Consider the following 15,899-nt stretch of genomic DNA (forward strand, 5'->3'; position numbering starts at 1 on the left):
GGCGCATGGCAGCGCGAAGCGTTATCGTGAAGGCCAGCGACAGGATAAATGGCCATGAAGATTGTCACTTACGAGACTTTGGACCAGATTGATCGCAATATTCTGGCTGAGCTGGCCAAGGACGGGCGGATCAGCGTGGCAGAACTCAGCCGGCGGGTGAACCTGAGCAAGACACCCTGCCAGGCGCGGATCACGCGTTTGGAAAAAGCCGGCTATATCCTCGGCTATCGGGCAGTAATCGATCCCCGGCGGCTGGGGCTGCTACATGTGGCGTTTGTCGAGGTGAGGCTGTCGGATACGCGGAAGGCGGCGCTGGATGCCTTCAACAAGGCGGTGCGGGCGATACCGGAGGTGGAACAGGCGCATATGATTGCGTCGAGCTTCGATTACCTGCTCAAGGTGAGAACCAAGGATATAGCGGACTATCGTGAAGTGTTGGGTGAGAAGATCAGCGCCCTACCCCATGTGGCGCATACGAGTACGCATGTGTCGATGGAGGCCGTGAAGGGGGACGAGGACTAAGCGCTCGCTCCCAGCATGCCGCAAGATTGCTTGCTGATTGCTGGCGTTAGCCGGTTCAAGTGGCTGGGAACAGCGTCCAACGCTTGGGACGGAAGGCCAGGCGCGTCTTTTCGCCGGCGGGGTGATCGAACGGCAGGTCGACTTCGACGAGGTGACCGGCGCCACCGATTTCGAGTTCGACGCGACGCGTGCCGCCGACGCGGCGGCTGGTGCTGACAACCCCGGCGAGGGAAGCATCGGCTTCGATCAGTTCGACATCGTGCGGGCGGAAGAACAGTCGGGCATTGCCGGGCTTGGCGTCGCCGGCAGGCAGGCCGATGGCACGGCCGCCAACCCACAGTTCGCCATTTTCGACGGTGACGGGCAATTCGCTGGATTCGCCGATAAAGCCGAATACAAAGGGCGAGGTGGGGTGATCGTAGACGGTATCGGGCGTGCCGACCTGCTCGATCCTGCCCTGGCTCATGACGCAGAGGCGGTCGGAAAGCTCGAGCGCTTCTTCCTGGTCGTGGGTCACGAAGACGGTGGTATGGCCGGTGCGGTCGTGGATCTCGCGCAGCCACTTGCGCAACTCGCGGCGGACCTGGGCGTCGAGCGCGCCGAAGGGTTCGTCCAGCAACAGCACGGCCGGTTCGATGGCGAGCGCACGCGCCAGGGCGACGCGCTGGCGCTGGCCGCCGGACAGCTGGTTGGGATAGCGCTTCTCGAGCCCGGAAAGCTGGACGAGATCGAGCAGCTCCATGGCGCGACGGCGGATTTCACTGGCGGGCGGGCGGGTGGAACGCGGGCGAACCTTGAGGCCGAAGGAGATGTTCTCAAGGATCGTCATGTGGCGGAACAGGGCATAGTGCTGGAACACAAAGCCGATATTGCGCTCCTGCACGGTCTTTTCCGACGCGTCGGTGTCGCCAAAAAAAATCTTGCCGGCGGTGGGCATTTCGAGGCCGGCGATCAGGCGCAGCAGGGTCGTCTTGCCGGAACCAGAGGGGCCTAGCAGCGCGATCAGTTCGCCCGAGCGGATATCGAGCGACACGTCATGCAGCGCCGGGAACCGGTCGAATTCCTTGCGCACATTTTGAACGCGAACTTCCATAGTCACTCGATCCTACGCGTCAGTGTTTGGCGCCGGCGGCGATTTCCTCGCCGAAGCGCCATTCCAGAAGAGTCTTCAATACCAGGGTGACCAGCGCAAGCATGGCCAGCAGGGAGGCGAGGGCAAAGGCCGCCGTGCCGTTATACTCGTTGTAGAGCATTTCCACCTGCAGCGGCATGGTCGTGGTCTGGCCTCGGATCTTGCCGGAGACGACAGCGACGGCACCGAATTCGCCCATGGCGCGGGCGTTGCAAAGGAGCACGCCATAGAGCAGGCCCCATTTGATGTTGGGGAGCGTGACGCGCCAGAAGGTCTGCCAGCCATTGGCGCCCAGCGACAGCGCCGCTTCCTCGTCACCGGTGCCCTGATCCTGCATCAGCGGGATGAGTTCACGGGCGACGAAGGGGAAAGTGACGAAGATGGTCGCCAGCACAATGCCGGGCAGCGCAAACAGGATTTCGATCGGCGGCAAGTGAAGCGTAAAGAGGCCAAGATCGAAGGAATGGCCGGCCTTGAGCCATGGCCCCAGCACGCTGCCCGCGCCGAACAACAGCACGTAGACGAGGCCAGAGATGACCGGGGAGACCGAGAATGGCAGGTCGATCAGGGTGATGAGGAAGGCCTTGCCCTTGAACTCGAACTTGGCAATGGCCCACGAGGCGGCCAGGCCGAAGACGACGTTGAGCGGCACGGCGATGGCCGCCACCAATAGTGTCAGGCGAATGGCTGCCTGGGCATCCCGATGGGCGAGGCCGGCGAAGAAGGCGCCGATGCCCTTGATGAAGGCCTCGTGGAATACCGCATAGAGCGGCAGCAGCAGGATGACCGCCATGAACAGGGCGGCGATGCCGATCAGCAGCCACTGGACCGGACGGCTTTCGCTGGTGGGCGAGACGCGGCGCCTGCGGCGTGCGGTGAGCTTAACTGCCATAGCCATACCTCCGGCGCGACCATGCCTGGATCAGGTTGATGGCAAAGAGCAGCACGAACGAGATGATCAGCATGACCGAGGCGATGGCTGCGGCTCCGGCATAGTTGGTCTCTTCGAGGCGGATGACGATCAAGAGCGGGGCGATTTCCGAGACGAAGGGAATGTTGCCGGCAATGAAGATGACCGAGCCGTATTCGCCCACGGCGCGGGCGAAGGCGAGGGCAAAGCCGGTGAGAATGGCAGGCATCAGGCTGGGCAGGATGACATGGGCAATGGTCTGGAAGCGGTTGGCGCCGAGCGTGGCGCTGGCTTCCTCGACCTCGTGGCTCACCTCCTCGAGGATCGGCTGGATGGTGCGGACCACGAAAGGCAGGCCAATGAAGATCATCGCGATGGTAATGCCGATGGGCGTGTAGGCTATGCGCCAGCCCAGAGGCGCGAACAGGCCTCCAATAACGCCGTTGGGGGCGTAGATGGCGGTGAGCGAAATGCCGGCGACAGCCGTCGGCAGCGCGAACGGGAGGTCGATGATGGCATCAAAGATGCGGCGACCAGGGAAGCGGTAGCGCACCAGGACCCAGGCAATCAGGGTGCCGAAAACGACGTTGATGGCGGCCGCGAAGAGCGCGGTGACGAAGCTGACCCGCAGCGAGCCGAGCACGCGCGGATCGGTGGCGGCTTTCCAGAAGCCCTCCGGACCGAGGCCGGCGGAGCGAACCGCAAGAGCGATCAGCGGAATGAGGATGATCAGGCAGAAATAGGTAAGGGTGAAACCCAGGGTAAGCCCAAAGCCCGGGATGACGCTCTGCTGGCGAAAGCGCGGGCCAGCGCGCCTGGCGGTCGAGACGGCGGTGCTCAAGCGGCAGCCCTGAAGGCAGCAGTTCTGGCGGCGCAGTGCATGTCGACCTCTCAACCCGGTTCGGCGGCGGTGACCCTAGTGGAACGGTCGGGTTTATCAAAGCGAGGCGGTGGCGTTTGGGATCAGCGCGGCGGAAAAAAATTCTGCGCCTGCGGTCAAGGAGAGATTCAGCACGTGAGGCGCGCGGTGACTTTACCGCGGAGGGGTCCACACCGGCGTCTCGCGCTCCAATGGCGCCATTCGGGTGATGTCCTCACCGCGCCGCATGGCGATGTTCATGCGGAACGAGTTGCCGATGCGTTCGGAGCGCTCGATAAAGACGGCGGCGATTTCGGATGGGCAGAGCTCTTCCACCGTCCGCCGGAACAAGGCCAGCCAGCGCATGAAATGGCTGTCCGACAGTTCCGGGATCGCCAGATGCTTCGGCATGGGCCGCCCGGCATAGCGGCCGGTACCGAGCAGCATCGAGCTCCAGAAATCGGCGATGGTGGCAAGGTGATGCGGCCAGGCCTCCGGCGCGATGATCCGATTGAACACCGGACCGATCAGCGGGTCGCGCCGCGCGTCGGCATAGAAGCGGTCGACCACCGCGCGGATCATGGCCTCGTCGAGGCCCTCGGGCGTCTCCCAGCCAACGCGCTGGTGCCGCGTACCGACAGGCGGGCGAGGATTGTCGTCGCTCATGGGGCCGTCTCGCGGATCGAGTAGCTGCAGCGACGCCCACCTGCAACGATATGCTCGGTGCGCTCGACTTCGGTGCCCGTGCCGAGAACCGAGCGGAAGACGTCGAGTTCGGCACGGCAAAAGCCCTGGCAGGCAACCGCCGCGGCGCAGATGGGGCAATGGTTTTCGACCAGGACCAGGGTGCCGTCGGCCTCTTCGCGCCAATCGGCCATATAGCCTTCGGCGGAGCGCAGGTCGGCGAGCGCGGCTACCTTTTCCCGCAAGCTGACACGATCGGCCAGCGCGGTCTCGTAGATCATGCGGGTCTCGGTCTCCCGGACGGCGATCAGGGTGTCGAGGGCCGCCTCGCCCAAGGAGTTCCGCACGATGCCCAGCAACTGCACCGTGAGAGCGGCATGGGTGTCGGGAAAGCGCCCCTGCGCGGCCGGCGTCAAACTCCAGCTCTGGGTGGGGCGACCGACGCCCTTTGCCTCGCTGCTCGGCGCCACCAGCCCCTCTTCGGCCAGGCGCACCAGTTGCTGTCGCGCCGCCTCGCCCGATGTGCCCAGCTTGGCTCCGACCGCGGCGGAGGACAGGGCGCCGTGCATCTTGAGGACCATCAGCACCCGCTCGGCGGGACTGCGCGGCGACCAGGCTACATTTTCCAAGTTCGGCCTTGACATATCGGTGGGAGAGGTTTTCAAAGTCATTGCTTGGAAATTAGACGGCACGCTGACGGAATGCAAGCGCCAGCGTTGTCGCAGACCCGAACGCGCTGGTTGCGCTGACCAACAGGAGCCGGAAATGGCCTTTGAACTCCCTGCCCTCCCCTATTCGCATTCTGCCCTTGCCGAACGCGGCATGAGCCAGGAAACGCTCGAGTTGCATCACGACAAGCATCACCAGGCCTATGTCACGGCCCTGAATGGCTTTGTGGAAAAGAATGCCGACCTGCAAGGCAAGTCGCTGGAAGAGATCATCGCCTTCGCCAATGGCAAGGCGGACCTGGCGCCGGTGTTCAACAATGCCGGACAGCACTGGAACCACATCCATTTCTGGAATGCGCTGTCGCCCAAGGGCGGCGCCCTGCCCGGCAAGCTCGAAGCCAAGATCGTCAGTGACCTCGGCTCGGTCGACGCCTTCAAGGAACAGTTCAAGACGGCGGCCACGACCCAGTTCGGCTCGGGCTGGGCGTGGCTGGTGCTCGGCAGTGACGGCAATCTCAAGGTGACCAAGACGCCGAACGGTTCCAACCCGCTGGCGACGGGCGAGGGCAAACCACTCCTGGGGCTGGACGTGTGGGAGCACAGCTACTACGTCGATTTCCGCAACCGGCGGCCGGACTACGTGACCAACTTCCTCGACAAGCTGGCGAATTACGAGTTCGCCGAAGCCAATCTGGGATAGGCTTTTCGCGCAGGCGGGGTCGCCGTTCGCCGACCTCCCGAAACGGTGATTCCCGCCTGCGCGGGAATAACGTAGTGGTTTGTTGGAGCGCAGCGCCGCTCACCAGGAAGACTTGGAAGCATGACGGCAGCAATGGCAGATTTCGAACTGCCCGATACGATGAAACTGCATCCGCCGCGCCGCCCGGTCGTGAGCAATGTCGAATTCCGTGCGGCCATGTCGGCCATGGCCTCGACGGTCAGCCTGGTCACGGCCCGGCGTGGCGAGGAGCGGATCGGACGAACGGTGACCTCGATGCTGTCGCTGTCCATCAACCCGCCGACGATCCTGATTTCCATCGACATCATGAGCCGCCTGGCGGACCTCATCACCAAGACCGGCGGGTTTTCTCTGGCCATGCTGGCCGACGACCAGGCGGATATAGCCGATGCGTTCGCCGGCCAGGTTGCTCCGGAAGACAGGTTCAACCTTGGCAGTTGGAGCCAGTGGCCCTCTGGCCATCCGATGTTGCTGGGTGCCGTGACCGCCCTTGATTGCGACATGATCGGATCGATCGAAACGGGTACGCATGTGCTGTTTGCCGGGGCGATCATCGAGGCCGAGACGACCACGAGCCGGGCGCCGCTGCTTTGGCAGCGCCATCAATACCGAGGCGTCAGCGGGGTCGACTGAACGGCGCCAAGCTGCCAAGCTGGTGGAACCGCTTCGGCAACCTCGCGCCGAATGCGACGTTTCCCCTGTCGAGGGAGGCCGACATGCCCCGGTTCTTTTTTCACTATCGCACTGACGATGAACTGATCCGCGATGCCGATGGCAGCGAGCTGCCCGACATCGAGGCCGCCGAGCAGAATGCGGCGGCGATGGCCAAGGCCATCGTCGAGCAGGCGGCCAGCACCGGTGGCGATACGCGCATCCCGCGCTCGATCGAGATCACGGATGCTGCGGGAGAAGAACTGCTCTATCTGGTGTTCTGGGCCGGGCCCAAGATTGGCCAGGATGGCGACGAACAGGACGTCATCGCGCCCACTACCGTGCATTGACGACGGACGGGCCCCGAAAGCAAAACGCCGGCCACGAAGGCCGGCGTTGCTGCGTCGGGGAGGACGATCCTATTGCGCCGGCGTGCCGGTATAGATCTGGTCGAACACGCCGCCGTCGCCGAAGTATTTCGGCTGGGCTTCGCGCCAACCGCCGAAATCGGCGATAGTCACGAGGTTGACTTCGCCGAAGCGGGCGATGTCTTCCGGGCTGGCGGCTTCCGGCTTGAACGGACGATAGTAGTTTGCGGCGGCGATCGCCTGGCCTTCGTCGGAATAGAGATATTCGAGATAGGCCTTGGCCAGGTCGGTCGTGCCCTTCTTCTCGGTATTACCGACAACCAGGGCGACCGGCGGTTCGGCCAGGATGGATACCGAAGGCGTCACGATATCGAAGGCGTCGGGACCCAGTTCTTCCAGAGCGAGATAGGCTTCGTTTTCCCAGGCGAGAAGGACGTCGCCAATGCCGCGCTGCACAAAGGTGGTGGTGGCGCCGCGAGCGCCGGTGTCGAGCACCGGAACGTGCTTGTAGAGATCGGTCACGAACTGCTGGGCGGTTTCATCCGAACCGCCTTCCTGTGCCCTGGCCCATGCCCAGGCGGCCAGGAAATTCCAGCGAGCGCCGCCCGAGGTCTTTGGGTTGGGGGTGATGACCTCGACACCATCCTTGACCAGGTCACCCCAGTCGTTGAGCGCCTTGGGATTGCCCTTGCGCACCAGGAAGACAATGGTGGACGTGTAAGGGGCGTTGTTGTTTTCGAACGTGCCGCGCCAATCGGCCGGGATCAGCGCCGGGTTGGCATCGGAAATGGCGTTGATGTCGCTTTCGAGCGCCAGGGTCACGACGTCGGCCTCGAGCCCATCGATGACCGTGCGGGCCTGGGCGCCCGAGCCGCCATGGGTGTTTTCGATGCTGACCGTCTCACCCTTTTCCGCCTGCCAATGGGCGATGAAGGCCTCGTTGAACTGCTGGTAGAGTTCGCGCGTGGGGTCATAGCTCACGTTGATCAGGCTGCGATCCTGAGCATGGGCGGTGACCCCGAAACCGAGCACCAGCGCGGCGGCAAGGGCCGTATAGGCGATGTATTTGGACGCGTTCTTCATCTCTGTCTCCCGCTGAGATCGATAGCCAAAACACTACCAGACCACTCGTGTATCGCAAGGCGAAGCCGCGCTTCGTTGCGGCATTGCGGAGAAACGCTTTGCTCAAAACGCCAACAAGTCGAGAAAAAGCGCGCCACGGACTCCGAAACGGGGCCTTGTGCGCAAACTGGTTCCAATTATTGCGCGCTTGCCGGGTTGAGGGTGGGCGGCATGATCTAAAGGGATGGCAGACAGATGCGCCTGGGCTGCCTAGAGTGGATGGGCGCTTTGGGGAGTCGTTCGATGGACCTGGGACAATCAAGCCGCCTGGCACTGTTTGACCGTGCTGCCGCCCTTGCCGGGGAGGACGCCAGCTTCGCCCGGTTCTTCAAGGCCGCGATCCTGGCGACTGATGGTGAGGACCTGAAGCGGCAGTCACCCCAGGGGTTCGAGGCCGGTCTGCGACACGCCTACCAGCGGCTGCTGAGCTATTCCGGCGACGGCAGCCAACTGACGGTCACCCCGCCGGCCAGGCCGGATGATCCGCTGGTGCTCGATATCGTCTCCCCGGACATGCCGTTCATCGTCGACAGCGCGCTGGCGGCAGTGCGCGCCGCGGGCGGCACGGTCAGAATGTTTGCCCACCCCGTGGTCCGCCTGGAGGCGGGAAAGGTCAGCGACAAAAGCGGGCGGGCGCTGAGCCTGCTGCATATCCACAGCGATCCGGTGGCCGATCTCGAGGCGCTCACGGCCGAGGTCGAGGCTACCCTGGTCGACGTGACCCGCGCGGTGCGCGACTGGCAGCCGATGCTGGAACGGCTGCGGCGCGGCATCGGGGCGCTCGAGGGCAGCGCGAATGCGTTCAAGGACGAACCGCTGCGTTTTCTCGACTGGCTGATCGAGCATAACTTCACCTTCCTGGGGATGCGCGAATACCGGCTGACCGATGGCGGACTGATGCCTGTCGTGGGCAGCGGCCTGGGCATTCTGCGCGACCCGGACCTCAAGGTGCTGCGAAGCGGTTCGAGCTTCGTTGAATCGACGCCGCAGCATACGGCCTTCATGAATTCGAGCGAGCCATTGCTGGTGACGAAGGCCAATGTGCGCGCCCGGGTGCATCGGCGGGTGCATATGGACTATGTGGGCATCAAGATATTTGGTGCGAGCGGAGAGGCGGCGGGCGAGCTGCGCATCGTGGGTCTGTTCACGGCGCAGGCGCAGGCGACCCCGCATACCGAGGTGCCGATCATCAGGCGCAAGATTGCCGAGGTGATGCGCAAATCCGGGGTGGATCCGCTGGGCCATGATGGGCGCACCCTGCTCAGCGCCCTCGACTCCTATCCGCGCGACGAGCTGTTCCAGATCGGCGTCGACCAGTTGTTCGAGTTCGCCACGGCGATTGCCGGGCTCTATGACCGGCCGCGCGTGCGGGTGTTGCCGCGTATCGACCGGTTCGACAACTTCGTGTCCGTGCTCGTCTATGTGCCGCGCGACCGCTATGACGGGGAGGCCCGGGCGCGGATTACGCGCTACCTGGCACAGGCGTATGACGGGCGTGTCTCGGCTTTCTACCCGCACTTTCCCGAAGGGGAGCTGGTGCGCCTGCACGTGATCATCGGCCGCGTCGCCGGACCGACCCCGCGCCCCGAACGGGCGGAACTGGAAGATCGGGTCAATGCGCTGACCTCCAACTTCGGGGATATGCTGGCGGCGGCAGCGATCGATCCAGCCACGATCAGCGACTATCGCGCAGCGTTTTCGCCTGCCTACCAGTCGCGCAATTCGGCGCGCGAGGCGCTCGATGACATCGATATGCTGCGCGGGCTGGGCGATGGCTCCGGCGTGGCGATGCGGCTTCATGCGCGGACGGGCACCGACGGGACGCTGGGGCTGAAGTTCTACCACCGGGAAAGCGCCATCCCGCTAAGCGATCGCGTGCCGATGCTGGAGGCCTTCGGCTTCCGGGTGATCGACGAACGCACCTATACGATCGTGCCCCGCGATGGGGTGGAGCGCTATCTGCACGACATGGTGCTCGAACCGCAGGATGGCAGTGCCTTCGATGTCGAGGCGCGCGGAGCGGCGGTCGAGGCGGGCCTCCTGGCCGTGTGGGAGGGGTTGGCGGAGAGCGACCAGCTCAACACGCTGGTCAGCCGGACCGAACTGGCCTGGCATGATGCGGCCTTGTTGCGGGCGCTGGCACGCTATCTGCGGCAGATCGGGATTTCCTATTCCCAGCGCTACATTGCCAACGTCCTTGTCAAGCAGGCCGAGGCGGCGTCGGCGCTGGTGGCCTTGTTTGGGGCGCTGCATGACCCCGCCGAAGTGAACCGCGACGCCAAGGCTGGTGCGGCGCGGGAGCGGCTGATGGCTGCACTGGACGCCATGGAATCGCTGGACGAGGACACGATCGTCCGGCGTTTCCTCAACCTGGTGGACGCATCGGTACGAACCAATGCGTTCCAGCGCGACCCGGATGGCAACCGGATGCCGGCGCTGGCCATCAAATTCAACAGCAGCCTGGTGGATGGAATGGTCGCGCCCAGGCCGTTCCGCGAGATTTCGGTCTATTCGCCCGTGGTCGAAGGCGTGCACCTGCGGTTTGGCGCCATTGCCCGCGGCGGCATCCGCTGGTCGGACCGGCCGGAGGATTTCCGCACCGAAGTGCTCGGCCTGGTCAAGGCGCAGCAGGTCAAGAATGCGGTGATCGTGCCGGTCGGCGCCAAGGGTGGATTCGTGCCCAAGCGGCTGGTGCCTGGCATGGCGCGTGAGGCGTTCGCGGCGGAGGGCATGGCGGCCTACAAGATATTCATCGGCGCCCTGCTCGACGTGACCGATAACCTGGTCGACGGCGCGGTAGTGCCGCCGCCTGACGTCGTCCGTCGGGACGGGGACGACCCCTATCTCGTCGTCGCGGCCGACAAGGGAACCGCCAGTTTTTCCGATACCGCCAATGGCATTGCGACATCGCGCGGCTTCTGGCTGGGTGACGCGTTCGCGTCGGGCGGCTCGGCCGGCTATGACCACAAGAAGATGGGCATCACCGCGCGGGGCGGCTGGGAGGCGGTGAAGCGGCATTTCCGCGAGATGGATCGCGACATCCAGCGCGAGCCGTTCACGGTTGCCGGCGTGGGTGACATGAGTGGCGACGTGTTCGGCAACGGCATGCTGCTATCGCCGGAAATCCGGCTGGTGGCAGCCTTCGACCACCGCGACATCTTCATCGATCCCAATCCCGATCCGGCGCGCAGCCTCGCCGAACGGCAGCGGCTGTTCGCTCTGCCCCGGTCGAGCTGGCAGGATTACGACAAGGGCCTGATCTCGGCGGGCGGCGGCGTATTTCCGCGCAGCCTCAAGTCGATCCCGCTGACGCCGGAGATGCAGGCGCCCCTGGGCTTTGTGGCCGACCATGCAACGCCAGCCGAGGTTATGACCGCAATCCTCAAGGCGCCGGTGGACCTGCTGTGGTTTGGCGGCATCGGTACCTATGTGCGCAGTTCGCTCGAGACCGACGCCGATGTGGGCGACCGGGCCAACGACGCCATTCGCATTACCGGCAGCGACATCCGCGCGAAGGTCGTTGGCGAAGGCGCAAATCTAGGTGTGACCCAGCGCGGACGCATCGAATATGCGCTGGCCGGTGGTCGCATCAATACGGACGCCATCGACAATTCGGCCGGGGTGAATTCGAGTGACCTCGAGGTCAATATCAAGATTGCGCTGGCGCCGCTGCTGGCCGATGGACGGTTGGACCTTGCCGCGCGCAACGCGTTTCTCGTGACCATGACCGACGAGGTCGCGGCGCTTTGCCTGCGCAACAACTACATGCAGGGACTGGCGATATCGCTGGCGCGGCGCGCAGGATTGAGCGAGCTGCCCGACCATCGTGAGCTTATCGGGCAACTGGAGGAGCGTGGGCTGCTGGATCGCGCGGTGGAGTTCCTACCCGGCGATGCGGCGCTGGATGCGAGGGCAGCCACGGGCAAGGCACTCACGAGACCGGAGCTGGCGGTCATCCTGGCTTATGCCAAGCTGACGCTTTATGCCGACCTGCTGGAGAGCAAGAGCATCGATGATGCCTACCTGGCGGGAGAGCTCTATCGGTATTTCCCGGAAACGCTGCACCAGACCTATCCCGACGCCGTAGCCCACCATCGGCTCAGGCGCGAAGTGATCGCGACCGTATTGGCCAATGCCATGATCAATCGCGGCGGCCCGGCATTCGTAACCGAGCTGACCGCAGCGACCAGCGCCAGCCCCGGCGAGGTCGCCCTGGCGTACGCCGCCACGCGCGACGTCTATGGGCTGCCTGATCTCAACAGCGCCATCGATGCGCTGGATGGCGCCGTGGCCGGCAAGGTACAACTGGCGCTCTATGCCGAGGTGATGGAGGTGCTGCGGCAGGAGAGCCTGTGGTTCCTGCGCAACGCGGATGTGACGCAGGGCCTCAAGACCCTCGTCGAGCGGCATGCAGCAGGCGCAGCGGCCCTGCGGTCGATGCTGGACACCACCCTGCCCGCTTCGCTGGCGCAGGACGTTGCCGGCCGGGTGGCAGAGCTGATGGCCAAGGGCGTGCCGGGGGAAACCGCCCGGCGGATCGCGGAGCTGCCGGTGCTCAGTTATGCCAGCGACATCGTGCTGGTCAGCGAACGGTCTGGCGTGTCGGTTGGCGACGGCGCCGCGGCCTTTTTCGGGGTGTTCGCGGCGTTCCAGCTCTGGCCGGTCATCGAGCAGGGACGTGGCATCCAGCTCAGCGACCGGTTCGACCGCATGGCGCTGGACCGGGCGCTGGCCAATGTCATGCGCGCGCAGCGCGACCTGACGGCCGACGTGCTAAAGAGCGACGGTGGCCTTGCCGGGTGGGCCGCCAGACCTGCTATCGCGCGTACGGCTGCCGCGGTGGCGGAGCTGACGCAGGGCGAGTTGACCGTGTCTCGGCTCTCGGTGGCAGCAGGCTTGCTGGCGGACCTTGCACAGGAGGCTTGAGGCTCGAGGGTTCTACCAACCACGATGTCATCCCGGCGAAAGCCGATATCCATGCTGTGCATCCACCGCGAGCGCTGTGGTCGAGGTGGGATGCGGACCTGGATTCCGGCCTTCGCCGGAATGACATCGCGATAGTTGAAGCAGTGGGACCTCCTTCACCCATTGCGAACAAAAGCAGAATAGCCTTGTGTGAGGGTCCGCTCTCACAAGGTCTCGATTCGTGCTCGCCAGCCTCAACTACCTCGATGCGCTCAACCCGGAACAACGCCGGGCGGTGGAGCATGGCACCGGGCAGGAACGGCCGGGGCCACTGCTGGTGATCGCGGGGGCCGGGTCGGGAAAGACCAACACACTGGCTCATCGCGTCGCGCACCTGATGGTGAACGGCGCCGACCCCAGGCGCATCCTGCTGATGACATTCTCGCGGCGCGCAGCAAGCGAGATGAGCCGGCGGGTAGAGCGAATCGCGGCCCAGGTCATGGGCAAGAATTCGAGCTTGCTGACGGACGCGCTGACCTGGGCGGGCACGTTCCATGGCATCGGTGCCCGGCTGCTGCGCGAGCACGCCGCACAGATCGGCATCGATCCGGCTTTCACCATCCATGACCGGGAAGACTCGGCGGACCTGATGAACCTGGTTCGGCATGAGCTGGGCATGAGCGAAGCCAAGAGCCGGTTTCCGACCAAGGGGACGTGCCTGGCCATCTATTCCCGCGTGGTCAACGCACAGGGCGAATTGGAGACTGTGCTCAAAGAGACGTTTCCCTGGTGCGCGATGTGGGCGGGCGAATTGCGGACGCTGTTCGGCGCCTATGTCGAGGCCAAGCAGCGGCAGAACGTGCTCGATTACGATGACCTGCTGCTCTATTGGGCCGGCATGATGAGCGACCCTGGCATTGCGGCCGCCGTGTCGGGCAAATTCGATCATGTTCTGGTCGATGAGTACCAGGACACCAATCGGCTGCAGGCCAGCGTGCTGCTCGCGATGCGACCCGGCGGCGAAGGCCTGACAGTGGTCGGTGATGACGCGCAGTCTATCTATTCGTTCCGCGCCGCCACCGTGCGCAACATCCTCGATTTTCCAGCGGCATTCACCCCAGCGGCCGACATCGTGACGCTGGACCGGAATTACCGCTCGACGCAGCCCATACTCAGCGCGGCCAATGCCGTGATCGACATGGCCAGCGAGCGTTTTACCAAGAACCTGTGGACCGACCGCCTGTCGGACGCCAAGCCGCTGCTGGTGACGGTGCGGGACGAGGCGGACCAGGCGCGCTACGTGGTGCACAAGGTGCTGGAGGCGCGCGAGGGCGGCATGTCGCTCAAGAACCAGGCCGTGCTGTTCCGCACCTCGAGCCATTCCGGACCGCTGGAAATCGAGCTGACCCGGCGCAACATTCCGTTCGTCAAATTCGGCGGGCTCAAATTCCTCGACGCGGCGCACATCAAGGACCTGCTGGCCATTTTGCGCTGGGCAGAAAATCCGCGCGACCGGGTGGCGGGCTTCCGGGTGCTGCAACTGCTGCCGGGCGTCGGCCCCGGAACGGCGGGCAAGGTGCTCGACGCCATGGCCACCGGCCCGGACCCGATCTGGGTGCTGGGGGAAATTCCGGCGCCGCCGCGCGCCGCCGAGGGCTGGACTGGCCTGGTCGATATGTTGGGCCGCCTGTCGCGCAAGGATGCCGGCTGGCCCCTGGAGCTCGGTTATGCGCGGCTCTGGTATGAGCCGCTGATGGAGCAGGCCTACGAGGACGCTGCGATCCGCATGCAGGATATCATGCAGCTCGAACAGATCGCGGGGGGCTATCCGAGCCGCGAGCGGTTTTTGACCGAGCTGACGCTGGATCCGCCCGATGCAACCAGCGACCAGTCGGGCGTCCCGCATCTGGACGAGGACTACCTGATCCTTTCCACCATTCATTCGGCCAAGGGGCAGGAATGGAAGGCGGTGCATGTGCTCAACGTGGTGGACGGCTGCATTCCCTCGGACCTGGGGACCGGCTCGACGCATGAGCTCGAGGAAGAGCGGCGGCTGCTCTACGTGGCGATGACGCGGGCACGGGACGAGTTGAACCTGATCGTGCCGCAGCGGTTTTTCGTGACGCAGCAGCACAAGCATGGCGACAAGCATCTCTACGCACAGCGGACGCGGTTCATTCCCCGCGCGATGGTGCCGCTGTTCGAGGACATCCTCTGGCCACCGGTGACGCCGGCCTATATCGAGGGCCTGTCGCCGGCGCCGGTCAAAATGGATATCGGCGCACAGATGCGGGGCATGTGGAGCAAGTAGCGCCTTATGCCAAAGTCTGCCTTGTGCCGGTGAGCGGCATGGGGACAGTGGGGGTACCCTGCCCCAATGCCGAGCTCACCATGACCACGCTTTCCGACTGGCTTGCCGCCCAACCCGTGGACCCCAAGCTGGCCTCCGTGGTCGCCACAATGGCTGCCGCCAGTGCCGAAATCGCCGAGGTGCTGCGGAGAGCGCCGATCACCGGGCAAACGGGGCTGGCGGGCCATACTAATGTGCAGGGCGAGGCGCAGAAGGCGCTGGATGTGATCTCAAACGACATTGTTTTGAATCACATACGCCATAATCCGGACATTTCGCTTCTCGTCTCGGAGGAGCTGGATGAAGCGGTTCACATCCAGAATCAGGGCCGCTTCATGGTGGCGACCGACCCGCTGGACGGATCTTCAAATCTCGACGTAAACGTCACCGTGGGCACGATTTTTTCCGTGCTGGATGCCAGCAAGGGCCTGCTGCAGCGCGGATCGTCACAGTTGGCCGCCGGCTATGCGGCCTATGGACCCGCGACAAGCCTGGTGGTGACGTTCGGCCAATCCACCACCGTCTTCACACTGGACGCAGACGGCACGTTCCAATTGACGCAGGAGGGGCTCCAGGTGAGCTCCAGCTCCGGCGAATATGCGATCAACACTGCGCGCGAAAGGCTGTGGGACGCCGCGACTCGCGGCTATGTCGCCGAGAATGTCGCGGGCGAAACCGGCCCGGCCGGGAAGCGCTACAATATGCGCTGGGTCGGCTCCATGGTGGCCGATATCCACCGCATCCTGATGCGCGGCGGCATCTTCATGTATCCGCTCGACAGCGAGACGGTGAGCAAGGGCGGCCGGTTGCGGCTGCTCTACGAGGCCAATCCGATGGCGCTGCTGATCGAGGCCGCGGGCGGCCGCTCCACCACCGGCAGGGAGCGCATACTGGACCTGGTGCCCACGGGCATTCACCAGCGTGTGCCGGTCATTCTCGGGTCTGCTGAGGAAGTGACGCGGGTGGAGGGCTGGTATGGGAGGGGATAG

General features: G+C 64.4%; 13 protein-coding genes. 7 read left to right on the top strand and 6 right to left on the bottom strand.

The window, feature by feature from the left end; all coding sequences use genetic code 11:
- Window positions 1-54: 54 nt before the first annotated feature.
- Entirely contained in the window at window positions 55-522 is a 468-nt protein-coding gene (locus tag JI749_RS14410) for an Lrp/AsnC family transcriptional regulator (RefSeq protein ID WP_201655312.1), read from the top strand.
- Between the two features lie 55 nt (window positions 523-577).
- Here the strand turns inward: JI749_RS14410 and JI749_RS14415 are convergent, their stop codons facing one another.
- The 5 genes from JI749_RS14415 to JI749_RS14435 all read right to left on the bottom strand — a co-directional run bounded on the left by JI749_RS14415 (window position 578) and on the right by JI749_RS14435 (window position 4,751).
- On the bottom strand, window positions 578-1,615 hold the full coding sequence (locus JI749_RS14415; protein ID WP_201655315.1) for a sulfate/molybdate ABC transporter ATP-binding protein: 1,038 nt from the start codon (window positions 1,613-1,615) through the stop codon (window positions 578-580).
- 19 nt (window positions 1,616-1,634) lie between these two features.
- Window positions 1,635-2,546, bottom strand: a complete 912-nt coding sequence (gene cysW, locus JI749_RS14420) for a sulfate ABC transporter permease subunit CysW (protein ID WP_201655318.1) — start codon at window positions 2,544-2,546, stop codon at window positions 1,635-1,637.
- Window positions 2,536-3,405 (bottom strand): sulfate ABC transporter permease subunit CysT, encoded by an 870-nt coding sequence (gene cysT, locus JI749_RS14425; RefSeq protein ID WP_201655322.1) that lies wholly within the window; start codon window positions 3,403-3,405, stop codon window positions 2,536-2,538. The genes cysW and cysT overlap by 11 nt, the downstream gene beginning before the upstream one ends.
- A gap of 192 nt (window positions 3,406-3,597) precedes the next feature.
- Entirely contained in the window at window positions 3,598-4,089 is a 492-nt protein-coding gene (locus JI749_RS14430) for a group III truncated hemoglobin (protein ID WP_407644885.1), read from the bottom strand.
- On the bottom strand, window positions 4,086-4,751 hold the full coding sequence (locus JI749_RS14435; RefSeq protein WP_201655325.1) for a helix-turn-helix transcriptional regulator: 666 nt from the start codon (window positions 4,749-4,751) through the stop codon (window positions 4,086-4,088). Before JI749_RS14435 ends, JI749_RS14430 begins: the two co-directional genes overlap by 4 nt.
- A gap of 121 nt (window positions 4,752-4,872) precedes the next feature.
- Between JI749_RS14435 and JI749_RS14440 the strand changes: the two genes are divergently transcribed.
- The 3 genes from JI749_RS14440 (at window position 4,873) to JI749_RS14450 (ending at window position 6,515) form a co-directional block, all read left to right on the top strand.
- Window positions 4,873-5,475, top strand: a complete 603-nt coding sequence (locus JI749_RS14440) for a superoxide dismutase (RefSeq protein WP_201655328.1) — start codon at window positions 4,873-4,875, stop codon at window positions 5,473-5,475.
- Between the two features lie 132 nt (window positions 5,476-5,607).
- Complete coding sequence (locus JI749_RS14445; RefSeq protein WP_201655331.1) at window positions 5,608-6,147, top strand: flavin reductase family protein; 540 nt, start codon at window positions 5,608-5,610, stop codon at window positions 6,145-6,147.
- Between the two features lie 83 nt (window positions 6,148-6,230).
- Window positions 6,231-6,515 carry a DUF6894 family protein gene (locus tag JI749_RS14450; RefSeq protein WP_201655334.1) on the top strand — a complete coding sequence of 95 codons (285 nt, stop codon included), beginning with the start codon at window positions 6,231-6,233 and terminating at the stop codon, window positions 6,513-6,515.
- Window positions 6,516-6,584: 69 nt separating this feature from the next.
- Here the strand turns inward: JI749_RS14450 and JI749_RS14455 are convergent, their stop codons facing one another.
- Window positions 6,585-7,616 (bottom strand): sulfate ABC transporter substrate-binding protein, encoded by a 1,032-nt coding sequence (locus JI749_RS14455; protein WP_201655337.1) that lies wholly within the window; start codon window positions 7,614-7,616, stop codon window positions 6,585-6,587.
- Window positions 7,617-7,898: 282 nt separating this feature from the next.
- Between JI749_RS14455 and JI749_RS14460 the strand changes: the two genes are divergently transcribed.
- The 3 genes from JI749_RS14460 (at window position 7,899) to JI749_RS14470 (ending at window position 15,899) form a co-directional block, all read left to right on the top strand.
- Complete coding sequence (locus JI749_RS14460) at window positions 7,899-12,581, top strand: NAD-glutamate dehydrogenase (protein ID WP_233280776.1); 4,683 nt, start codon at window positions 7,899-7,901, stop codon at window positions 12,579-12,581.
- Between the two features lie 220 nt (window positions 12,582-12,801).
- Window positions 12,802-14,871: an ATP-dependent helicase gene (locus JI749_RS14465; RefSeq protein ID WP_201655340.1), complete on the top strand. Its 2,070-nt coding sequence runs from the start codon at window positions 12,802-12,804 to the stop codon at window positions 14,869-14,871.
- An 80-nt stretch (window positions 14,872-14,951) separates the two neighbouring features.
- The gene (locus JI749_RS14470) at window positions 14,952-15,899 is read left to right on the top strand and encodes a class 1 fructose-bisphosphatase (protein WP_201655343.1); all 948 of its coding nucleotides are present in this window, start codon (window positions 14,952-14,954) and stop codon (window positions 15,897-15,899) included.

Source organism: Devosia oryziradicis, assembly GCF_016698645.1.
Taxonomy (GTDB): Bacteria; Pseudomonadota; Alphaproteobacteria; order Rhizobiales; family Devosiaceae; genus Devosia; species Devosia oryziradicis.